The sequence below is a fragment of the Hyphococcus sp. genome (genome assembly GCF_041986965.1).
Classification (GTDB): Bacteria; Pseudomonadota; Alphaproteobacteria; order Caulobacterales; family Parvularculaceae; genus Hyphococcus.
In genome coordinates this window covers 36511-59021 of record NZ_JBHIXB010000002.1, presented here as the reverse complement: position 1 = coordinate 59021, position 22511 = coordinate 36511, and the positions used below count along the sequence as shown (strand labels likewise).

Here is a 22511-nt window from a genome sequence, read left to right as displayed (position 1 = left end):
TTTTTTGCGGCAAAACGTGCTGGCCAGCCTTGGCGGTTTATGAGAATGTCGTCCACAATCAGAAACTATTTTTACTACAAAACCGGGGAAAAGAGGGGCTTCATGTCAATTTTATCCATTGCGCGCCGCAGCGCCGGCGCTGGCGTCATCTTGTTGCTGGCCGCAGCCTGTTCGCAGAAAGCTGCAGAGCCCACTGAAACGGCCGCGTCGCAAGAAGCCTATTCGGTGATCATCGCCGGAACGCCGGTCGGCTATATGAATGTCGAGCGTCATGGAAATGAATACGCCATCGACTACGACTTCAAAAACAACGGCCGGGGCCCCGGCTTCAAGGAAACGCTGTCGCTCGATGAGGCGGGAACGCCTGTCGCCTGGTCGATTGCGGGTAATACGACCTTCGGTAATCAGATTGAGGAAAGCTACGCGCTAAACAGCGGAGCGGCCACATGGTCCGACGCCGCCGGCGAAGGCAATGCGACGGTCGGCGAACCGACGCTTTACATCAACCAGTTCGGCAGCCCTTACGCCGCCTTCATTCAGGCAAACGCCCTGTTGCAGGACAGCGACCGCACCATGCCGGCCCTGCCCGCCGGCGAGCTTCGCCTGACGGAAATGGAGACGCTGACCGTCACCGGCGATGGCGGCGATGAAACAATCACTACCTATGCGCTTTCCGGCGCCGATCTCGATCCTGATTATTTCATCCTCGACGACGAGAACAAATTCTTCGCCTATATCACGCCGCGCTTCATCACCATTCGCAAAGGCTATGAAGGCGAGGAAGAACGGCTCAGAAATCTCGCCGCCAAATACGGCGCTGCACGGTATGAGGATATTCAGGCCCGCTACGCTCACCGCTATGACGGCCCCGTGCGCATCCGCAATGTGAGGCTGTTCCAGCCCGAAAGCCTCGACATGTCCGCGCCTGTCTCCGTCGTCATCGAAGGCGACCGCATCGCCGCCATCGAAGCCGCCGATGCAGGCGGCGACAATGAAGTGGTGATCGACGGCGCAGGCGGCTCGCTCATTCCGGGTCTTTACGACATGCATGGCCATATGGGCGATGATGACGCGCTTATTAACGTGCTCGCCGGGATTACCTCCGTGCGCGACATGGGCAATGAGATCGACGTCCTGGAGCCGTTGCGTGAGAAAATCGAAAGCGGCGTTCTCGCCGGGCCGCGCATCTCCATGAGCGGCTTCATCGAAGGCGTCAGCGAAACCAACAATTCGACAGGCGAGCTTGCGACCTCCGAAGAAGAAGCGGTTGACCTCGTGCGCATGTATGCAGAGCGCGGCGGCTATCACCAGATCAAGGTCTACAGCTCGGTCAAGGGCGAATGGGTGCCGGCCATGGCCGCCGAAGCCCATGCTCATGGCATGCGCGTCGCCGGTCACATCCCGGCCTTTTCGACGCCTGATGAAATGATCGAAGCCGGTTATGACGAAATCACGCATATCAATCAGGTGATGCTGAGCTGGGTGCTGGGCCCCGAGGATGACACGCGCACCCTCGCCCGGATTACCGGAATGGCGAAATTCGCCGATCTCGATCTGGAGAGTGAAAAGGTCCAGCGCACCATCAACCTCATGGTGGACAACAACATCGTTGTCGATCCAACCACGGTGATCCACGAATTCGGCCTGCTCGCGCGTAATGGCGAGACTCGCATTGGCATGGCCGATTATGTGGACCACATGCCCGTGGCCGTGCAACGAGGGTCGAAGGTCGCGCTTCTCAACGTCGCCGACGAGGAAGAAGACGCCGCCTATCGCGCCGCCTTCGACAAGATCATCGACACGCTGGCGATGATGCATGAGCGCGGGATATTCATCGTTCCCGGCACCGATCTCGGCGGCGCCTTCGAACTGCACCGCGAGGTCGAACTGTTCCAGCGCTTCGGGTTCACGCCGGCCCAAGCCTTAAAGCGCGCCACCTATGACATGGCGGACTATATGGGTTTCGGCGACAGCCGCGGCGCGATTGAGCCCGGCAAGCTCGCCGACTTCTTCTTGGTTCCCGGTGACCCGACCGAAGACCTCAAAGCGATCAAGTCGATCGCTCTCGTCTCGCGCGGCGGAACGATGTATTTCCCGAGCGAGATCTATCCGGAGTTCGGGATTGCGCCGTTCACCAATGTTCCGGCGGTGAGCGGCGACTAGGCTTTTGAAAATTCAGGAGGCTCCATGACCACCAATCTCTCCTCATCGCCACTGCCGCGGCGGTCGTTTCTGATGCTCGGCGCGGCCGGCATGCTGACCGGCTGCGTCACCGATGGCGTGACATTTCCGAGCATTCCGGGAAGCAGCGGCCCGCTCTCGGAAGCGGATGCAGCAGCGGGCATTCGCGCAGCGCTGAACAATGGCGTTGGCTCAGCGATTTCGACCATCGGCGTGCGCGATGGCTTCCTGCGCAATCCGCAAATTCACATTCCCCTGCCCGGCTTCTTGCAGGACATGCAGTCATCTCTGGGACGCCTCGGCCTGTCTGGCCCGCTTGATAGGCTGGAAACACAACTCAATCGTGGCGCAGAGACGGCGGTTCCGCGCGCGCGCCGCATTTTCATCAACGCCATTTCATCCATGAGCATCAATGATGCCATTGGCGTCGTGCGTGGCGGCGACAATGCGGCGACCAATTATCTGAAGAACAGAACCTTCTCGCCCCTCACCAATCTGTTTACGCCGATCATGTCGAACGCCCTGCAGGAAGCGGGCGCGATCAGGACGTTCGACCAACTGACCGCCAGCATGAAATCCATACCGCTGGCGCCGAAGCTTGGCGCGGACGCCAAGACCGACCTGATCCGTCATGGCGTTCAGTATGGGCTCGACGGCATGTTCCTCTATATCGCCAGGGAAGAAGCGGCGATCCGCTCCAACCCGGCGAAACGCACTTCGGAAATCCTGCGGCGCGTGTTTGGATAGTGGTGCGGCGCTAAATCAACTCCACCGCCAGGCTCGTTGCTTCGCCGCCGCCGATGCAGAGGGAGGCGACGCCTTTTTTGCCGCCGGTTTGCTGGAGCGCGTTAATCAGCGTCACGAGAATGCGCGCGCCGGAGGCGCCGATGGGGTGGCCGAGCGCAATGGCGCCGCCATGGATGTTGACCTTTTCGGCCGGCAGCTTGAGTTCGCGCATGGCCGCAAGAGGCACCACGGAGAAGGCTTCGTTGATTTCATAGAGATCGACATCGCCCGCAGACCAGCCGGCTTTTTCCAGCACTTTCTGAATGGACGCGACCGGCGCCGTCGTGAACCATTCCGGCTCCTGCGCATGGTTAGTTTGCGCGACGATGCGCGCAATCGGCTTGGCGCCCTTCTTGTCGGCCATGGACTGGCGCATCAAAACCAGCGCGGCGGCGCCATCGGAAATCGCCGAAGCGTTGCCCGCCGTCACTGTGCCGTCTTTTTCAAACGCGGCGCGCAGAGACGGAATTTTCGCGGCGTCCACAAGGCCCGGTTTTTCGTCGTCAGCAACGGTCACAGAACCTTTGCGGCCCGCGACTTCAAAAGGCACGATCTCGTCCCTGAACTTGCCGGTATTGATCGCGTCCTGCGCCCGCGTCACGGAGCGCATGGAATATTCATCCTGCTCTTCGCGGGAGAACTGCCATTCCCTGGCGCATTTCTCCGCGAAAATCCCCATGGCCGCGTGATTGTTATAGGGGTCTTCGAGGCCGTCATAGGACATATGGTCGAACACCTGACCATTGCCGAATTTGATGCCGGTGCGGCCAGAGGGAAGCAGATGCGGCGCGCCGGTCATGGACTCCATGCCGCCTGCGACCACAATCGAGGCGGAGCCGGCCGCAATTGAGTCATGACCCATCATGACCGTCCGCATGCCGGAGCCGCAAACCTTGTTGACGGTGACGCAGCCTGCGGATTTCGGCAGCCCCGCGCCCAGAGACGCTTGCCGCGCCGGCGCCTGGCCGAGGCCCGCCGGAAGAACGCAGCCCATGAGCGCTTCATCCACATCGTCAGGCTTCACGCCGCCCCGCTCCAGCGCCGCCTTAATGGCGGTCGAGCCGAGCTCCGTCGCTTTGACGGTCGCAAAGGCGCCAAGGAAATTACCGATGGGCGTGCGCGCCATGCCGGCGATGAGGACGGGATCTGATGCTGTCATGGGATGTCTCCTTTTGGACGGATATATAGGCCCCGCGCCGGCAGCCCGCCACCCTCATCCTCATGACGTGATGATGCGCGTTCGCCCGTTTTTATGCGGCCTTACGGCCACCTAACTGTTATGCGGCCTTACGGCCGCGGGCGATAATCTCAAGCGCCATCTTGTCGGCGATCGCGCCGGTGGGGGCGTTTTCCGCTTCAGCGCGGTTGAAAATATCGGTGAGCATGGCGCCAATATTGTCGATCCGCTTGTTCATTTCAGGTGTCGTCCACTTCCCGAGAATTTCAAGCCCGACGGAGATCACGCCTGCGCCATTGATCACGTAGTCCGGGCAATAAAGAACGCCCTTGTCTTTCAACGCCTGGTCCATATCCGGCGTTTTAAGCTGGTTGTTCGCGGCGCCGGCGATGATTTTGGCTTTAAGGCGCGGCAGCGTTTCAGCGTTGATGGAACCGCCAAGCGCACAGGGCGCGAAAATATCGACATCGACCGCAACCGCGTCTTCCGGCGTCGCGGTTTCCGCGCCAAAGCGCGTCACCGCTTCGGTCACGGCGGCTTGATTGACATCGGCAACGACAAGCTTGCCGCCTTCTTCATGGATGAGTCTTGCAAGCTCCATCCCGACTGCGCCGACGCCGAGGATCGACACCGTCATCCCGTTCAGACTGTCCTTGCCGAATTTGCGCTTTGCCGCCGCTTGCATGCCGCGCCAGACGCCGCGCGCCGTAAAAGGCGACGGGTTGCCGCCGACGCCTTCCTTCTCCATTCCCGCCGCATATTTGGTGACGGAACGGATGGTCGCGAGATCGGCTTCCGTAACGCCGGAATCTTCCGCGGTGTAATAAAGGCCCTCAAGGCTATCCACGGCGCGGCCGAAGGCCTTCAATAATTCCCGCGTCTTGTCTTTCTTCGGATCGGCGAAAATCACCGCCTTGCCGCCGCCGAACGGAATGCCGCCCATGGCGTTCTTGTAGGTCATGCCGCGGGAAAGATTTTTTACGTCCTCAAGCCCTGCCTCGAAGCTCGCATAAGGGTAAATCCGGCAGCCGCCGCAGCCAGGCCCGAGAGTCGCGTCATGCACGGCGATAATCGCGTTAAGGCCCGTAGATTCTTCGGTAAAATGCACGACTTTGCGCCAGCCCTCGACCGGCAGAACCTCAGATTTCATTGGGAACGTCCTCCATGCAGCCGCGAGCCCTGCGCCCAAACCGGCCAGAATGGGAGGCTTCCTATACCTTTTCGTCGAGCGCTTCCGGTCAAATATCGGGCTTGGCCGCTTGACGGTTAGCATATAATGCTAAATACAGGAAGGATTAGTGAAAGCGGACCTATGAAGCTCGACCATATCGACCACAAGATCCTGAAACACCTTCAGGAGAACGCCCGGATCACCAATGCGGAACTCGCAGAACGGGTGGGCCTGTCGCCAACCCCCTGCCTTCGGCGCCTCAGACGGCTGGAGACCGAAGGGATCATCAAGGGCTATCGCACCGAGATCAATCGTGAGGCGCTCGGCGTCAATGTCACGGTGATCATTCTGGTCAAGCTCGAGCGCGAAGACGACAAAACGCTCAGAGAATTCGAAACCGCGATCAAGAACCGCGAAGAAGTGATGGAATGCTATCTCGTCACCGGCAAGTTCGACTACTTCATCCGCGTTGTCGTGCCGTCGCTCGCGACGTATGAAACCTTCCTGTCGGAAACAATGCTCCGTATGCCAAATATTGCGACAGTGGAATCGAGTTTCACGCTGCGCGAAGTGGCGCGCAAGGTGGTGACGCCGTTGCCGCAGTCCATCATCCGTTAGAGAATTTCCAGATTGGGTTTGTTTTCTGGAGCGCCCTTACGCAACGCTCGCAGCGACTTCTGGCGGCGCCGTGACGCGATCAATCTCGGCATGCAACTCCTCGGCGCGGATCGGCTTCGTCACATAGCCGTCAAAGCCCATCTCAAGAAATTCCTCGATCTGCTGACGCATGGCGTGGGCCGAAATGGCGATGATCGGCGTCGGCTTGCCCGCAACAAGCTCACGCTCAAGAAAGCGGATCTGACGCATGGCTTCAGGGCCGTCCAGCCGCGGCATGGATATGTCCATTAACACAACATCGAATTTATCACGCTTGAAAGCTGCAACCGCCTCAAGGCCGTCGGACGCAAAAAGCGTTCTGTGCCCGCGCTGATCAAGAAACGCCTTCAACACAGCCTGGTTCACCGCATTGTCTTCGCCAGCGAGAATGCGCAGGCCTTTTTGCTGTTTTAGCGCAGCCGCACCGGACGCCTCCGCCGCTTCGGCCGCATCATCGCCATGCGCCAGCGGCGCCGGAAAAGAAACTTTGAAAATGGAACCGGCGCCCAGCGTCGAGCGCACTGAAATCTCGCCGCCCATCGCCGTCACCAACCCTTTCGCGATGGAAAGGCCCAGCCCGGTGCCGCCGAATTTGCGTGTCGTTGTGGCGTCGGCTTGCGTGAACGGGTCGAAAATCCTGGAAATCTGATCGGCGGACATGCCGATGCCGGAATCTTTCACCTCAATGACCGTGTGATCGCCCTCAGCGCGCGGCGCCGTGATACGCATCAGCACCGCGCCGCTCTCGGTGAATTTGATGGCGTTCGAGACCAGATTATACAGCACCTGAAGAATGCGGTGACCGTCGCCAAGGCGCAGGGCATCCGCATCGCCGTCGCACTCCACGCGAAAATCAACGCCTTTTTGCCTGGCCTTCAGGGCGTGAAGGCTTTCCACATTGCGGGCGATCTCGCTGAAGGAAAACGGCGCCTTTTCAAGCTCGATCTTGTTCGCCTCAATCTTGGAGAAGTCGAGAAGATCATTCAGCACCATCATCAAGAGGTCGCCGCAATCGCGCACGATCTTGAGCTTTTCCTGTTGCGTCTGCGTCAGCTTGGTGTCTTCGAGCGCCGCCGCCATGCCGAGAATACCGTTCATGGGCGTCCGGATTTCATGGCTCATATTGGCGAGAAACGCCGACTTCGCCTGGTTCGCCTGCTCAGCCTGCGCCTGACGTTCTTCAGCGCGATCGCGCTCGGAACGCATATCGGCGCTGGAGGCTTCATGGGCGCGGAAGGCCGACGCAAGATGCGACGCATAAAGGGTCGCCGCCAAGAGGATCGCCGCCGCGCCGGCCCGTCCCGGTTCAGCGCCAGTCGCAAGTGCGTAGAGCGGAAGCCCGAAAAAATACAAGGCATGCGGCGTGACGGCCGCGAGGAATGTACGCCTTTCGTGATGCATATGCATGGTCACATGCAATAGCGAACCGGCCAGCCACAAGATCGCGAAAACCTTGCCCGGGGTGCCCCACATAAACCAAAGCAGCGCAGGAAAGAGAGAATAGACCAGGGTCGCCTGCAACGATGATGCGAGAATTGCGAGCCATTCAGTTTTGCTGGGCGGCCGTTTGCGCGCGCTGTCTGTAAACCCGCGCCACGCATAAGCGTCGGCGAGCTGCGTAACGACGATCGCCGCAAACCACACGGCGGACAGCACATGACTGATCGCGCCCCACAGCAAGAGCGAACCAATAGCGGCGATAATAATCCGGGTTTTCAGTTCCCGCCGGCGGCTTTGCGCCGTTGTAATCAAGCCTGACAGAATCGACGCCTGGTCTTTTCCGCCGGCCCGCTCTCCCTCGGGCATGGCTTTCGTCATGACTGTCACGGCTCCCTTCAATAGGCGGATACGGGATTGCACGGCGCCGGGCCGTGAATCCTTAAAATTTAGCCGGAAAGTCTTAATCGGTGCCTACCGGGAACGCCGCCTAACCGTTTTGAAATGCGTTTCGCGATCCGGAATGAAACAGGAAATGGGCGGGAGTGTTGCGTTTTGAAGCGATCACGCAAATGGGAACGCCGCAGGGGCCCATTTAAGACGGCTTGTTCCCGCCGCTATCGCTGGAAATCGTAAAAGGCGCCCATGGAAAGAAGGTCGGTCAGCGCCTGCATCGCGGCGAAGCTTTCCTCCATCAGCGCAGGGTCACGCAAATCATCTGGCGTCAGGCGATCGCGATAATGGGCCTTCACCCAATGCTCCAGCGCCGTGATGCGCGCCTCATCGAGAATGAAGTTCGGGTTCGCCGCCTTGGCTTCCTCTTCCGACAGCACCACACGCAGGCGAAGACAGGCGGGCCCGCCGCCATTCCGCATGGACTCACGCACATCCTTGTAGATCGCACGATTGACGGGATTGTTCTTTGAGAGCGTCGCCTCAACGAAGGCTTTGACGCGGGCGTTCTCTTCCGCCTCTTGCGGCAGGAGAAGCGCCATTTCACCGCCACTTCCATTATTGGCGGGCAAGGTCAAGAGTTGCGAGTTGAAGAGATAGGACTTGATGCAGTCCTCAAGGGACACGTCTTTCGCGGGCGCCTCGATGATGTCGACAAAGGGCGCGGCCTCGCGGATCGCTTTATAAGCGGCGTCGCGATCGGCGAAGCTCTGTTCATGGAGGAACAGCACCGTTCCATTGGCGACGCCGACGACGTCATTATGAAAGGCGCCGGCGTCGAGTGCTGTCGTCGACTGTTGAACGAAAACGGTTTGCACCGGATCAAGCAAGTGGTTGCGCGCCACGGCCTCGCTTGCGCGTTTCTTCTGGCGGGCTGGAAACTTTTCGCCGTCTTCGCCATAGACAAACAAGTGCACACCCTTGTCGCCGTGGCTTTCGCACAGACGTCCATGGTTCGCCGCGCCTTCATCGCCGAAATGCATGGCGCCGGGCAGCGGCGGGTGATGCACGAAATAGTCTTCGTTATCGAAAATATGCGCAAGCACCCGCGCGGTCGTGTCCGCTTCAATGGAGCGGTGAAAATTCGCCGCGAGATTAGCGGCCGTGACATGCGCCTTGCCGTCTGCGGTGTCGGGCGACGGCGCCACGGTGCCCGCATTGGCCGTCCACATGGACGAAGCGGCGTAGCAATTGGCCAGCAATTGCGGCTCGGCCTTCGCCGCCTTTTCGATGATCTCTTTGTCGGTTCCGGAAAAGCCGAGCGCGCGAAGTGTTTTTAAGTGCGGCCGGTCCTGCGGCGGCAGGAACCCCTGGTTAAGTCCCAGCTCCATGGCCGCACGCATCTTGGCAAGGCCCTGCAACGACGCCTCTTTCGGGTTCGACGCCGCGCCTTTGTTGGTTGCGGACGCGATATTGCCGAATGAGAGCCCCGCATAATTATGCGTAGGACCGATCAGCCCGTCGAAATTGTATTCGGCGTAGATCACTTAACGCCCACCTGTCCTTCAGGCATCGCGAGCAAGCCTTCGCCTTCCATCGACGCCACCGGGTAAGCGCAATAGTCCGCGGCGTAATAGGCCGACGGGCGATGATTGCCGCTGTCGCCGATGCCGCCGAAGGGCGCGGCGCCGGAGGCGCCCGTCGTCTGGCGGTTCCAGTTGACGATGCCCGCGCGCGACAAGGCCAGAAACTTCTCCCACTTCGCCTTATCGTCGGTAAGGATGCCCGCAGACAAGCCGAAGCGCGTCTTGTTGGAGCGAACAATGGCGTCGTCGAAATCTTTCACACGATAGACTTTGAGGAACGGACCGAAATGTTCTTCATCGGGCACACCGTCGGCGCACATGGTGACGTCAATAATCCCCGGCGAGACGAACGCCTTGCCGTCATCGATCACGGAAAGATTTTTCACCGGCACGCCGTCGCGGTCCACAAGTTGGTCGAAAGCGCGCTCCAACCCTTCCGCGATCTTCGGCGAAATCACCGGACCCATAAAGGGCTGCGGCTCATCGAAGGGCGCGCCGACAATGAGGCGTTCCGTCAGCTTGCCAAGCGCCAGCAGCGCGTGATCGCCCTGCGGTCCGTCGGGAATGATGAGCCGGCGCGCGCAGGTGCAGCGCTGACCACTGGTCAGGAAGGCCGACTGCACCACCGTGAAAGCCGCCGCCTCCACGTCGTCCACATCCCACCAGATCAGCGGATTGTTGCCGCCGAGTTCGAGCGCGAGAATGACATCGAGGCGATCAGCAAACATCTTGTGGATCGCGAGACCGGTTTTCGCCCCGCCGGTGAAGAGCACGCCGTCGACATCTCCCGCCGTTAACGCCTCGCCGGTTTCGCGTCCGCCCTGCACCAGATTGACGACGCCTTCGGGGACGCCCGCCTCAACCATGCGTTCTACGATAAAGGCGCCCGGCCCCGGCGTCATTTCCGACGGTTTGAAGACGACCGTATTGCCGGCGATCAGCGCGGGCACAATATGACCATTGGGCAGATGCGCCGGGAAGTTATAGGGTCCCAACACCGCCATCACGCCATGGGGCTTGTGCCGCAATATCCCGCGCGTCGCGCCGGTCAGCGTTTCCTTCTCGCCTGTGCGTTCGTGATAGGCGCGGATCGAAATATCCACCTTGCCTGAAACCGTCGCCGCTTCTGTTTTCGTCTCCCAGAACGGCTTGCCGGTCTCGCGCGAGATAAGACGCGCCAGATCCTCGGCGTCGCGTTTGATGAGATCGCGATAGCGCTCCATCACAGCAATGCGTTCAGCGATCGGCGTCAGCGCCCATTTCTCAAAGGCGGCGCGCGCCGCGCTGACGGCGTCGCTCACATCATTCTTCGTCGCCGCAGCCCCGGTCCAGATTGTTTCGCCGGTTGACGGATCGAAACTTGAAAATTCCGCGCCCGCGCCGTCGCGCCACTTGCCGTTGATGAGGATTTTATTTGTCATTTTATCACCACTTCACTGCGCGGATTTCATCGCCTGATTTGACGCCAAGGGTCGCCGCCGCCTCTTTCGAAATGACCATCGCTTCGCCATCGATTTTGCCGGGCGCGCGCGTGACGCGGAAAGAGGTGAGCCTGCCCGCCGCCATCAACTGCAAGGGCGCATCTTCCGGATCGCCGATCTCCACCGGATGAAGCCGGCTCTCCTTGATGGTCTTGATGTCGTCAATGCGCGCATCGACGAGCGGACCGCCGTCAAAGACGTCAATATAACGATTGAACGCGAACCCTTCCTTCAACAACATGCTATAGGCTGGCGCCGCACTGTCATGAGGCTTGCCGAGACAATCTTTTGCATCTTCCGGCAGCAGCGCCACATAGATCGGGTGGCGCGGCATCAGATCGGAAATAATCTGGTTGCCCATGGCGGAGTTGGCGAGGTCTGCGTCCTCGAACTCCATGTCGAAAAACAGTTTGCCGAGGGACTCCCAGAAGGGTTGTTTGCCGTCAGGCGCGCGCCAGCCGCGCAATTCCGCGCAGACGGGATCGGCGACGAGGTCGCGATGCTGCGCAATGAAGAGATAGCGCGCCTTGGCGAGAAACTTGCCGAAGCCGCCGCCCCTCGCTTCGGGCGAAAGAAACAGCGATCCAACTTCCGATGCGCCGGTAAAATCATGGGTCGGCACCAGGAGGCGCCGCTCGATCCGCTTCTTCAACTGCTTCGACGCATGAACGGTCTTGTTGATGCGATAATTGACGAAACCGTTTTCGAGACCCACCGCCGAAAAGACGGCGGACAGCCCCATCACTTTACCATTTTCCTCCAGGACCATGGTGTAGACTTCGCCATCGGGCCCGCTCGGATTTGACGTAAAGCTGTCCGCAGCAAATTCAATGCGCGGCCGCAGCGCTTCGGGGTCGGACGGCAAATTGGTCATGCCGCCGCCGGACTGTTTGGCGAGCTCCAAAATCGCATCGAAATCCTCGCGCCGCACCGGGCGCATAAAGGCGAGCGACATTACCGTTTCTCCGTGTTTATAAATTCGCCGGGATTGGGAATTTCACCGGCGGCGATCTTTAAAAGCAGCAGCGTGGAGAGCTTCGCGCGCTCCACAAGGCTGTCGAGTTTGCAGAATTCCTGCGCCGAATGGATATTCGCCCCGCGAACGCCCAGCGTATCGATCACCGGAATCCCCGCCGCGGCGATGTTGTTGCCGTCGCAGCACCCGCCGGTGGGAACCCAGTCGATATTGAGGCCAAGCTCTTCGCCAGCGGCGCGCAAAGACAGAAAGAACGCCTTCAATTGCGGCGTCATCGGCTTGGGCGGCCGGGTAAACCCGCCTTCAAGAGACGCCGAATAGCCATCGCGCCTGTCAATGTCGGCGATCAGCGCCTGCGCCTGCTCAAGCAACCAGTCGGAATCTTGGGGCTGTTCGAGGCGCACATTGAACCGCACCACCGCAAGATCGGGGACGACATTGTTGGGACCGCCGCCATCGACGCGGGCGACATTGACGGTCAGCCCTTCACGTTTGCCCGACAGCTTGTCGATGCCGGAAATGAAATCCGCCGCCGCAGCGAGGGCGTTGCGGCCAAGGTGATGCTCCCGGCCCGCATGAGCGCTCTTGCCGCGAATGACCGCTGCGAAATTGCCGCTGCCCTTGCGCGCGCCGGCGAGGGTCCCGTCCGCCAGCGCTGGTTCATAAACACAGGCGAACTGCGCGCGCTTCGCCGCCTCGGTCAGCATATGCGCCGAACCGATGGAGCCAATTTCCTCATCGGCGTTGATGAGCACCTCATACCCGATGCGATCGGCAAGCGATGAATGCTCAATCGCCAGAAGCGCGTTCAGCATAACGAGCAGTCCGCCCTTCATATCGGCGGCGCCCGGCGCATTCAGCGTGTCGTCATCGAGGAATTTTTCGCCCTGAAACGGATGGTCGGCGCCGAAGACCGTATCCATGTGACCGGCAAGCAGCACCCGAACCGGCGCCTGCGGCCGCTTCACGAGGCGCAGCATGTCGCCGACCGGCTGCTCCACCGTCTCGCCCTCCTGGGTCACGATGCGGTGCGGGCGCGAGGGAACGGTTTCCACCTCCGCACCGAGCTCGGAAAATGCGCCGCCCAGCGCCTCGCGCATAGCCTTGAGCCCCGCAAGATTGGCGCTGCCCGAATTGATCGCGCACCAGGCGCGCAAGGTTTCGGTCATGGGGGCGCGCTTGTCGTCGAGAAAGGCGAGATCGGCTTTATAATTATAAGTGTCTGCCATGGCCGAGAGCACTAGCGATCCTTGCAAATCCCCGCAAGAGCAGGCCCTTGGGAATGGTTGTTCACCGTTTCCCCCTGACCCGAAGCGGCCTATAGTCCGGGCCAAAAGGGGATATTCTCAGAGCCTGAGCGAAAATTTAGCAACGGAGTGAAAATAGGTGGTCAGACGTCAGCCAGCTCCAGCACGATACGGCGCCAGGCTCTTATTCCTTGGTTTTAGAGCCCGAGACGCATCGTGTTCGGGCGAACGAACGTCTGATGAACCACCTTTCCAGGGTGATGTTGAATATTTGATTGGGCTCTAAGGCGAATGCTGACATTCATTGAAAAACTGCTGGCGGCGTGGGCCGAAACCGCGCGCCGCGCCGGGGCGCCCTTGGCGGCGGCGATCCTCGTGATGGGCGGGCTCGCCGGTTATTACGCCGCCACGCACCTGAAGGTGAACACCGACACCAGCGCCATGCTGGACCCGGAGCTTCCGTTTCAGGAGCGCGCGGCGGAGCTGCGCGACGCCTTCCCCCAGATCAAGAATGATGTCGTCATTATCATCCGCGCGCCGACGCTGGACGAGGCGGACGCCTATGCGGGCGAGTTGCGCGCCAGGCTTCTCGCTGACCAGAGTAATTTCACCGCCGTTTTTGCGCCCGCTTCCGATCCGTTTTTCAGGGAGAACGGCCTTCTCTATTTGAGCCAGAGCGAGCTTGAGACACGGCTCACCCAAATGTCGAAGGCTGCGGGGTTAATCGAAACGCTGATCAAAGACCCCTCGCTCGGAACCCTCTTCACCACACTGGCCGAGAATGACGAACTCGCCGAACGCTCCGATCTCGGTCAGGAGACGCTGCAGGATATTTACGCCGAACTCGCCGCCGTCGCCGAGGCAAGCCTTGCCGGCGAGCGTCGCCCTTTTTCATGGATGGGCGCGCTTGATGAGGACACCCGCAACGAGCCGCACCATACGAGGCTCGTTTATGCGACGCCGGTTCTCGACTTTACGAAGCTCAAACCCGCCAAGACAGCGATCACCGCGCTGCGCGCCGAAACCGACGCGATGAGCGACGCTTATGGCGGGCGGGTCAAAACCTATGTGACAGGCGATCCCGCGCTGCGGATGGAAGAACTGGAATCGGTTACAACGGGGATCGGCCTGTCATTCCTGTTGTCCTTTGTGCTGGTCTCGCTCCTGCTCCTGCTTTGCTATCGCTCCCTGCCAATGGCCGCGCTCACCCTTTCCGGCCTGGTTGTCACGCTGATGCTGACCTCGGCTTTTGCAGCGGCCTTTATCGGCGAGCTTAATCTTGTCTCCGTGGCCTTCACGGTGTTGCTGGTGGGGCTCGGGCTCGACTTCGCGATCCATCTGCTTCTTCACATTCAGGAACACCGTGCAGCGGGCCGCGATAATCGAAGCGCCTTACGGCGCGCCATTCACGAAGTGGGCCCTGCGCTCGCGCTCGCCGCGCCGACAACGGCCATCGCCTTTCTTTCCTTCATGCCGACCCGCTTTGACGGCATCGCCCAGCTCGGCCTGATCGCCGGGGCCGGCGTCATTATCGCCTTCTTCGTCACTATCACCTTCGCCCCTGCGGCGCTGGCGCTGTTCAAGGGCCAGCCGGGCAGAACCCATTCAGGCCGCGTGCGCGGTCTTTTCACCTGGATCGAAAACCACGCAGGACCGGTCGCCGCCGCCACCGTCATCTTCGGCCTCGCGGCGCTCCTTTTGATGCCGCAGGTGCGGTTCGACGCGGACCAGATGGCGCTCAGAAATCCGAATGCGCCGTCAGTGCAGGGGTTCAACCTGCTTTTCGACGATCCGGAAACGGCGCCCTATCGCCTGAGCCGCCTTGTAGATAGCGCGGCGGACGCGATTGAGACCCACAACCTTGTCAGCCCGCTTGAAAGCGTCGAGGCGACGCGATCCCTGACTGATTTCGTTCCTGACGATCAGGATGAAAAGCTTGAGCTCATCGATTTCGGCGCCGGCACGCTTGTCTTTGCCCTCGACGCCGAGCCTGCCTCCGTCGATGGGCCGTCGGCCGCCGACGGAATCGCCGCGCTCAAAGCCCGGCTTGACGAAGCGTATCAGGACGGCGCCGGCGCAACCCTTGCGGGTCTGCTTGGACAGATCGAGAATAATGATGCCGCGCAGGCGCTCATGCAGGAAAATGTTTTCGCCTTCTGGCCGCAACTGGTTGCGCAACTTCGCGACAGCATGAACGCAGACTATGTAGAACTTGAAACGCTCCCCGCCGCGTTGCGCGAACGTTATCTCAGCGCCGACGGCAAATGGCGCGTGGACATTTTGCCGAGCGCCGATGTGCGCGACTATCGCGCGCTCGACAGATTCGTCGCCGATGTTGAAGGCGTCCTGCCCGATCTCGCCGGCGGCGCCTATCAGGCGAAAAAAGCCGGCGAAACGATTTCCTTCGCCATGCTTGAGGCGACGGGCATCGCCTTCGCCGTCATCGCCGTTTTCCTGTGGCTCCTCGTAAGACGCTTCCGCACCGTCTTGCTGATGCTGTTTCCGCTGGCGCTCGCGGCGGTGCTCACTTCGGCGACGGGCGTCCTTCTCAACATTCCATTCAACTACGCCAATGTCATCGTTCTGCCGCTGCTGATCGGCATCGGCATCGACTCAGGCATTCACCTTGTTTTGCGCAATGACCAGATCAAGAAAGGCGAAGGCGTTTACGGCACATCGACGCCGCGGGCGGTCCTTTTCTCGGCGCTGACGACGGTCGCCTCCTTTGGCAGCCTCATGCTCTCCCCGCACCGGGGCACCGCCTCCATGGGCGAGCTCCTCTCCATCGCCATCGCCTTTACGCTTCTGTGCACCCTCATCGTCCTGCCCGCCGCCTTCCGGTTCGACAAAAAACCGGCCTCGACGCCTTAAGAGGCGCGGCGGGCGATCTGTTTTATTTTCAAGGGGTTGCCGCCATATAGCTGAGGCGCAGCCGAGGCCGCCTAACGCAAATGTCATTGACGGCGCCCAGCGCTGGCGCATTCCTGCTGGAATTTGGCCGCAATCGACCCATATTCACCAAACTTGAGAAAGAGCGCCGTATCGAGCGCCGACCAGTCTGAGGGCCACATCCATGTTCATGTCTCGCGTCCGCATTTTCGCCGCGCTGATCGCCGCCGCCTCCGCAACCCCGGTCGCCGCCGCGCAAGACCCGGAACCCGCCGCCGAGGCGGAGGAAAGCGCCGTCGACGGCGCGGTCGCCTTTGCCAAGGCCCTGACGGCCGACGCCACCGTCGCCCTCACCTCGGAAAAAAGCGAAGCGGAGCAACTCACCGATTTTCAGGCAGTGCTGGCGGACGGCATGGCGCTCGATGTGATCGGCAAATTCATGATTGGCGAAGCGCGCAAGACCATGAGCGACGACCAGCTCGCGCGTTACGACGCCGTCTTTCCCGATTATCTGACCAAACTCTACGCCGAACAGTTTCAGGACATTGTCGGCAGGCCGCTGGAAGTTTTGGAAGCCAAAGAACTCGGCGCCCGCGATATGATCGTCCGCACCAAATTCGACCGCGAGGAAGGCTCTCCCATCATGGTCGACTGGCGCGTCAGGAACCTTCGCTCCGGCGAACGCAAGGCCATCGACATTATCGTGCAAGGCGTTTCCATCATGCTCGTGAAGCGCGAAGAATTCTCTTCCTTCATCGCGACGAATGGCGTCGATGCGCTGCTGGACCGGCTGGAGGAAGAAGCGGCTTAATGAACACTGAGCGCAAGAAAGGATTTCGGGAAACTATCGAGGAACTTCTCGTCAAACTGAACCCATCCCGAATCGAAGAAGCTTAGAGAAGATTCCTTGAACGGCCCAAGGTAAAGCTGGCGTCACGCATAGCTCCTATCGGAGCCGTTGTGTCCATACTTCTTGCTCTTGTGTATTTCCCGCTCGGCTTTGTGCTTTTCTTATGCTGCTGGTGTGCTGTTGTTTATCTTTTTGCGACTTCGAGCGAATAGTTCGAACTGCAAAACCCAGCTTTTAACTCTTCCGTTCAAACACAAAGTCTGCGGCGCCTTTAAGCGGGTCCGCGGCGGGGCCGAAGCGGTCGAGATGCGCCTTGCATCTCTCGACGAGATCGGCGGCTTTCGACTTGGCGCCGTCCATGCCGAGCAGCTTGATGAAAGTCGCCTTGTCCATTTCCGCGTCCTGCCCCGCCGGTTTGCCGAGGGTTTCCGCGTCGGCGGTCGCGTCGAGAATGTCGTCGACAATCTGGAAGGCGAGGCCGAGATCTTCGGCGTAAGATTGAAGCGCCGCGACTTCGTCGCTTGAGGCATCTCCAATCAATCCGCCGCCGACGGCGGAGAACCGGATCAGGGCGCCGGTCTTTAGCCGCTGCAACTCCTCGATGCCGGCGAGGTCGAAGTCTTTCTGCTCCGCATAAATGTCGATCATCTGACCGCCAACCATGCCGATCTTGCCCGAGGCGCGGGCGAGTTCCAGCGCGATGGCGCAACGCACATCACCGTCAGGGTGCGTTTCCTTCTCCGCCAGAATCTCGAACGCCTGCGTCAGCAAGGCGTCTCCTGCGAGGATCGCCGTGGCGTCATCATATTTTTTGTGGACCGACGGGCGGCCGCGCCGCAAATCCGAGTCGTCCATCGCCGGAAGGTCGTCATGGATCAGCGAATAGCAGTGGATCATTTCAACGGCGCAGCCGACGCGCACCGAGCGCGCGCGCGGCGCATCGAACATGTCCGCCGCTGCGATCACCAGAAACGGACGCAACCGCTTGCCGCCGTCGAGCGCCCCCCAGCGCATGGCGTCAACGACCCGTCCCAAAGGCCCGTCCCGTGTCGGCAGGAACGCGTCCAGCGCGTCCTCAACAAGAGCGGCTGTTTCTTTGATTGTACTAGTGAAGGCTGACATCAGGCTGGTCTCTCGTTTTCCGCTCATCCCCGCGAAAGCGGGGATCCATTTATGAATTCGCCATTGTTTGGATCCCCGCTTTCGCGGGGATGAACGGAGGATTATTCGGCCTCAGCCAAAAACGCCACCCCGCGCCTAGCCCGCTTTGACGAACCCCGATCCGTCACAGCTGACGCATTCGCGGGCGATGAAGCCGCGCTTGCCGCGCCCGGCGCAATCGCCGCAGAGTTCGCGGGCGTTCTTTTTGGCGCCCAGGAAGCTCGACAACATGTCGATGGGTTTGCCGTCCACCGGCGCGGGCGCCACATTCATGGCGAAGTTGCGCGCCGCCTCAAGCTTCGCCGCCGGGAACGCCGCCGCCATGGAGGCCTGACCGCTGGAAAGCCCGTGCAGCGTAATCATCAAGTCGCGCCGCCAGGCTTCGAGCACCAGCGCAAACTGGCCCGCATCGAATGCCCCCACCGGCTGCATGCCCGCCATGAGGAAGAGATCGCCATTCGCCTCAACCGACGCGACGGCGATATGAAGATTGCGGTTGACCGATTCGACGAGATGGGCGTCGATTTCAAACCCGACAAAGCGCGCGAGAAAGCCAAGCTCGGCGATCTTGCCGGAGCCAGACGCCGTCTGCATCAGCGCGATGACGAAATTGACGCCATTTTCCTGCACCCCGAAAACCGAAAGCGGGCCTTCCTCGCCCAGCCGGTCCAGTGCGCCATATTGATTCTCAAGCGCGGCCACGACCTTGTCCACCGGCCAAGCGCCCTCTGCGGCCATCGCCCGTTTTCCCGAGCCTTGACCGCCTGAAAATTTGCCAAGCATCTCCCCGATCCCCTCAACAGAACATACCCGGGCTTTAAGCTACACGAGGCGGGGCCTTGCGCCAACCATAAGCCACGGGGCCGGCTCAGGGGGGCGCACTCAGCGCCGCGCCGCCCGAAAGCCACAGCAGCGGCCAATTCCGCGTGATCGCAGGCATTCTTTTTTGCACTGCAGCGCGACATTCGATATACGGGATGTTCTGACCCTGCCCCGGTTGCCGGGCCTCTGGCGCCATGAAATAACGGGCCGGTCTTTATGGCCGTTCCGGGGGATGGCTGCACGTTGGGATATGGCGGAGAAGCAGACGAATATGGCGGCGGCGAAAAATAATGTAAAAGTCGTGCTTGCCCAGCCACGGGGTTTTTGCGCGGGCGTTGAGCGGGCCATCGACATTGTCGAGCGCGCCCTCGAGAAATATGGCGCGCCGGTCTATGTCCGGCACGAGATCGTCCATAACAAATATGTGGTGGAGACCTTGCGCGCCCGGGGCGCGATCTTCGTTGAGGAAATCGACGAAATTCCCACTGGCGCCGTGACGGTGTTTTCCGCCCATGGCGTGGCCAAGAAAGTTGAGGATGGCGCGCTGGTTCGCGAGCTCGATGTCATCGACGCCACCTGCCCGCTCGTCACCAAAGTTCACAAAGAGGGCCGCCGCTACGCCGAAAAAGGGTTCGACATTGTCCTGATCGGCCATATCGGCCACCCGGAAGTGGAAGGCACGCTCGGCCAGATCCCGGGCCCGGTGCATGTCATTTCAGAACCCGAAGACGTCGCAGGACTTAACGTCGCCGATGACGAGCGCGTCGCCTTCGTGACGCAGACGACGCTGTCCGTGAACGACACCAAGGATGTCATCGCGGCGCTGAAAACCCGCTTCCCGAAAATTGTCGGGCCCGACACACGCGACATCTGTTACGCGACCCAGAACCGTCAGACCGCGGTCATCGCCATGGCGAAGCAGGTGGACTTGCTGCTGGTCGTCGGCGCGCATAACAGCTCCAATTCCAACCGGCTGCGCGAGATCGGCCAGAATTTCGGCATTCCGAGCTACTTGATCGAGAACGCCGCCATGTTCGATCCCGCCTGGCTTGAAAATGTCGCCACGATCGGTCTCACCGCAGGCGCCTCGGCGCCGGAAACGCTGGTGCAGGAAACAATCGAACGCCTCAGAAATTACTGTGACGTCACCGTCGACATTCTCGACGGCGTCGAAGAGAACGTTCATTTCAAGCTGCCGCGCGAACTCGCTGACGTGCCGCGTCCGAAAGACGCCATGGAAGCCTGGGGCGCCGCGGCTACCGAAAACGCCTAAATCCGCCAATATCGAAGAGTCACTAAGCAGAAAAAGAACCGGAGAGCCTTCATGTCAGTATCGCTTCACCAGCAGATCCGCGTCGGCGCCTATGTAGCGAAGCAAACCCTCATGGGCCGGGATAAATACCCGCTGGTGCTGTTTCTGGAGCCTCTGTTCCGGTGCAACCTCGCCTGCCCCGGCTGCGGCAAGATCGATTATCCGGCGCCGATCCTGAACAAGCGTCTTTCGGTTCAGGAATGCCTCGACGCCGTTGATGAATGCGGCGCGCCGGTGGTGGCGATCCCCGGCGGCGAGCCTCTCATCCACAAGGAAATCGGCGAGATCGTTGAAGGCATCGTCGCGCGCAAGAAATTCGTGTCGCTTTGCACCAATGCGCTGCTGCTTGAGAAAAAACTCGACCTCTTCAAGCCGTCGCCTTTCCTGTTCTTCTCCGTCCATCTCGATGGCCTTGAAGAAGAGCACGATCACGCAGTCGATCAGAAGGGCACGTTCAAGATCGCCGTCAAAGCCATCAAGGCGGCGCAGGACAAAGGCTTTCAGGTCAATGTCAACGCGACGATCTTCGACAACATGACCGCGAAGCAGGTCGCCGATTATCTCGATTTCGCCACCGATCTCGGCGTCGGCATCTCGATCTCGCCGGGCTACGCCTATGAGCGCGCCGAAGACAAGGAACATTTCCTGTCGCGCGAGAAGACCAAGAACCTGTTCCGCGACATCTTCAAGATCGGCAAGGAGCGCGGGCGCAAATGGAACCTGTCGCATTCCTCGCTCTTCCTCAATTTCCTCGCCGGCAATGAAGAATATATGTGCACGCCCTGGGGCTCGCCCACGCGCAATGTGTTCGGCTGGCAAAAGCCCTGCTACCTGCTCGGCGAAGGCTATGTCGAAAGCTTTAAAGAGCTGATGGAAACGACCGATTGGGACAGCTACGGCACCGGCAAATACGAGAAATGCTCGAACTGCATGGCCCATTGCGGCTATGAGCCGACGGCGGCCATGGACGCAGTGAAGAACCCGTTCAAGATGTTCAAGATCCCGGACATGTTCAAAATCCCGACCGAAGGCCCGATGGCGCCGGAGCTCGATCTCACAAATGCGCGTCCCGCCGAGGACGTGCACGAAAAACTCGTCGACGCCGAGATGTCAAAGATCGAAGCAGAGAAAAAGGCGAGCAAAGAGCGGGCCGAGGCTGCGGCGTAAGCTCTTCGTCGCGGCGGCGGAGTCCTGCCCGAGCTTCATCAATTCCGGAAATTGTTTGGGGTCGCGCATGGCGGCGCCCAGCGTTGAGAGCACACGCGTTGAACCGTCCGGCGCCACAGCGCCCAGCGCAGCTTGCGGCAAGGCCCGATCCGCCGGGTCGGCAATGGCGCGAATGGCGATGAAGGGCGCGCTGGCGCGCGCTGCGGCTCTTGCCGCGCCATGGCTTTCCATATCGACCGCTGCGCATCCATGATTTTGGAACAGCGCAGACTTCTTCATGGCGCTGTCGACGATTTCATCGGCGCCGAACAGGGACGCGAACTTTGCGCCGGCCGGCATGTCTTCACGAATAACGCTGAGGAGATAGGTGTCGGCGCCATAGATGGAACCGTCATCGGCGATGATGGTCTCGCCGATAATGAGGTCGCCGGGTCTCAGCGCCGGATCGAGCCCGCCGGAAACGCCGACCGAGATAATCGCGCTCGCGCCGTCATTGCAAAAGCCGCGCGCAATCTCCTCGGCGCGCATTGCATCAGCGCCGGAAATGCCGATACGGATTTTTGACGCGTCAACGCTCGCCGACACCGCTTCCGCTTCGGATTTCAGGCCGCAAATGACACCGATGAAGGAAGTATTGTTCACAACTCTACGTTTCCACGATCTTTAAATGGAAATCACGTCAGAACTACCGCGAAGACGATTTAACCGAGGATGTATAAACCAAATGCCAATTGGCAGATAAAATATAAGCAAGAATGAGATAAGAATGTTCAATATCCCCGCACCAGGCCCTTTTTCCGCCTTCTCAAATGTGTGAGCGGCGATTCCAATCAGTAAAAAATTAGATAGATTCCCAACAATCATGCCCAGCACTAGAGCAAGCATCAAGGTCTGATCCGCATCTTTGACCAAACCGAACGCCCCAGAGACAAGCGCAGCGGCCATAAAAAAGTAACCTAACAGACCCGCAAAGAAAACAAACTTGGAAAAGCCGTTTCTGGATATTTTTCGTGGGTTCACGCGAGCAACGAAATAGAATCGTAAGCTCAAAGCCCAACACATCTGAAACATGACTGCTGGCAGAACAGCGATGATTCCAAATATGAAAAATTCAGGAGGATTGAAGGCATTATTAAGTGCGCCAAGAATGAAGGTCACAACATAGATCGTGACTACCCATATCGGCCTGATAAAGAGCACTTTTTCTATCACGCAAAT

Annotated in this window: 18 protein-coding genes; 7 read left to right on the top strand and 11 right to left on the bottom strand. The window is 59.9% G+C overall.

The genetic code is table 11. The features are described 5' to 3' along the window. Nucleotides 1–102 precede the first annotated feature (102 nt). Together ACFC5L_RS09275 and ACFC5L_RS09270 are read left to right on the top strand one after the other, a co-directional pair. Nucleotides 103–2163 carry an amidohydrolase family protein gene (locus tag ACFC5L_RS09275; protein WP_375203223.1) on the top strand — a complete coding sequence of 687 codons (2061 nt, stop codon included), beginning with the start codon at nt 103–105 and terminating at the stop codon, nt 2161–2163. A 24-nt stretch (nt 2164–2187) separates the two neighbouring features. Next, nucleotides 2188–2928: a DUF4197 domain-containing protein gene (locus tag ACFC5L_RS09270; RefSeq protein ID WP_375203224.1), complete on the top strand. Its 741-nt coding sequence runs from the start codon at nt 2188–2190 to the stop codon at nt 2926–2928. A gap of 10 nt (nt 2929–2938) precedes the next feature. Here the strand turns inward: ACFC5L_RS09270 and ACFC5L_RS09265 are convergent, their stop codons facing one another. Continuing rightward, nucleotides 2939–4126, bottom strand: coding sequence for a thiolase family protein (locus ACFC5L_RS09265; RefSeq protein ID WP_375203225.1), 1188 nt, complete (start codon nt 4124–4126; stop codon nt 2939–2941). Between the two features lie 118 nt (nt 4127–4244). Next, on the bottom strand, nt 4245–5294 hold the full coding sequence (locus tag ACFC5L_RS09260; RefSeq protein WP_375203226.1) for a Glu/Leu/Phe/Val dehydrogenase dimerization domain-containing protein: 1050 nt from the start codon (nt 5292–5294) through the stop codon (nt 4245–4247). Nucleotides 5295–5456: 162 nt separating this feature from the next. Between ACFC5L_RS09260 and ACFC5L_RS09255 the strand changes: the two genes are divergently transcribed. Further along, nucleotides 5457–5933, top strand: coding sequence for an Lrp/AsnC family transcriptional regulator (locus ACFC5L_RS09255; protein WP_375203227.1), 477 nt, complete (start codon nt 5457–5459; stop codon nt 5931–5933). Nucleotides 5934–5969: 36 nt separating this feature from the next. Here the strand turns inward: ACFC5L_RS09255 and ACFC5L_RS09250 are convergent, their stop codons facing one another. From ACFC5L_RS09250 to ACFC5L_RS09230, 5 genes are all read right to left on the bottom strand, one after another. Continuing rightward, nucleotides 5970–7790, bottom strand: a complete 1821-nt coding sequence (locus ACFC5L_RS09250) for an ATP-binding protein (RefSeq protein ID WP_375203228.1) — start codon at nt 7788–7790, stop codon at nt 5970–5972. 236 nt (nt 7791–8026) lie between these two features. Continuing rightward, nucleotides 8027–9349 (bottom strand): N-succinylarginine dihydrolase, encoded by a 1323-nt coding sequence (astB, locus tag ACFC5L_RS09245; RefSeq protein WP_375203229.1) that lies wholly within the window; start codon nt 9347–9349, stop codon nt 8027–8029. After that, nucleotides 9346–10809 (bottom strand): succinylglutamate-semialdehyde dehydrogenase, encoded by a 1464-nt coding sequence (astD, locus tag ACFC5L_RS09240; protein WP_375203230.1) that lies wholly within the window; start codon nt 10807–10809, stop codon nt 9346–9348. Before astD ends, astB begins: the two co-directional genes overlap by 4 nt. 4 nt (nt 10810–10813) lie before the next feature. Further along, entirely contained in the window at nt 10814–11824 is a 1011-nt protein-coding gene (locus ACFC5L_RS09235) for an arginine N-succinyltransferase (RefSeq protein WP_375203231.1), read from the bottom strand. Next, nucleotides 11824–13086: a hydrolase gene (locus ACFC5L_RS09230; RefSeq protein WP_375203232.1), complete on the bottom strand. Its 1263-nt coding sequence runs from the start codon at nt 13084–13086 to the stop codon at nt 11824–11826. Before ACFC5L_RS09230 ends, ACFC5L_RS09235 begins: the two co-directional genes overlap by 1 nt. 297 nt (nt 13087–13383) lie before the next feature. Between ACFC5L_RS09230 and ACFC5L_RS09225 the strand changes: the two genes are divergently transcribed. Next, nucleotides 13384–15963, top strand: a complete 2580-nt coding sequence (locus tag ACFC5L_RS09225; RefSeq protein ID WP_375203233.1) for an MMPL family transporter — start codon at nt 13384–13386, stop codon at nt 15961–15963. Between the two features lie 202 nt (nt 15964–16165). Then, complete coding sequence (locus tag ACFC5L_RS09220) at nt 16166–16792, top strand: MlaC/ttg2D family ABC transporter substrate-binding protein (RefSeq protein WP_375203234.1); 627 nt, start codon at nt 16166–16168, stop codon at nt 16790–16792. Between the two features lie 273 nt (nt 16793–17065). On the opposite strand, the gene ACFC5L_RS09215 is transcribed toward ACFC5L_RS09220, so the two are convergent. Together ACFC5L_RS09215 and ACFC5L_RS09210 are read right to left on the bottom strand one after the other, a co-directional pair. Further along, on the bottom strand, nt 17066–17953 hold the full coding sequence (locus ACFC5L_RS09215; RefSeq protein ID WP_375203235.1) for a polyprenyl synthetase family protein: 888 nt from the start codon (nt 17951–17953) through the stop codon (nt 17066–17068). Nucleotides 17954–18088: 135 nt separating this feature from the next. After that, the gene (locus tag ACFC5L_RS09210; RefSeq protein ID WP_375203236.1) at nt 18089–18775 is read right to left on the bottom strand and encodes a hypothetical protein; all 687 of its coding nucleotides are present in this window, start codon (nt 18773–18775) and stop codon (nt 18089–18091) included. A gap of 271 nt (nt 18776–19046) precedes the next feature. On the opposite strand from ACFC5L_RS09210, the gene ispH reads away from it, so the two are divergent. Continuing rightward, a complete protein-coding gene (gene ispH / locus ACFC5L_RS09205) occupies nt 19047–20087 on the top strand; it encodes a 4-hydroxy-3-methylbut-2-enyl diphosphate reductase (RefSeq protein ID WP_375203237.1) in 1041 nt (346 codons plus the stop codon). Between the two features lie 51 nt (nt 20088–20138). After that, nucleotides 20139–21293, top strand: a complete 1155-nt coding sequence (gene hpnH / locus ACFC5L_RS09200; protein ID WP_375203238.1) for an adenosyl-hopene transferase HpnH — start codon at nt 20139–20141, stop codon at nt 21291–21293. Here hpnH and ACFC5L_RS09195 read toward each other — a convergent pair. Both ACFC5L_RS09195 and ACFC5L_RS09190 read right to left on the bottom strand, forming a co-directional pair. Next, complete coding sequence (locus ACFC5L_RS09195) at nt 21237–21935, bottom strand: phosphorylase family protein (protein WP_375203239.1); 699 nt, start codon at nt 21933–21935, stop codon at nt 21237–21239. The two genes, hpnH and ACFC5L_RS09195, sit on opposite strands and share 57 nt — an antisense overlap. A 21-nt stretch (nt 21936–21956) precedes the next feature. Next, nucleotides 21957–22451: a hypothetical protein gene (locus tag ACFC5L_RS09190; RefSeq protein ID WP_375210745.1), complete on the bottom strand. Its 495-nt coding sequence runs from the start codon at nt 22449–22451 to the stop codon at nt 21957–21959. Between the last annotated feature and the right edge of the window lie 60 nt (nt 22452–22511).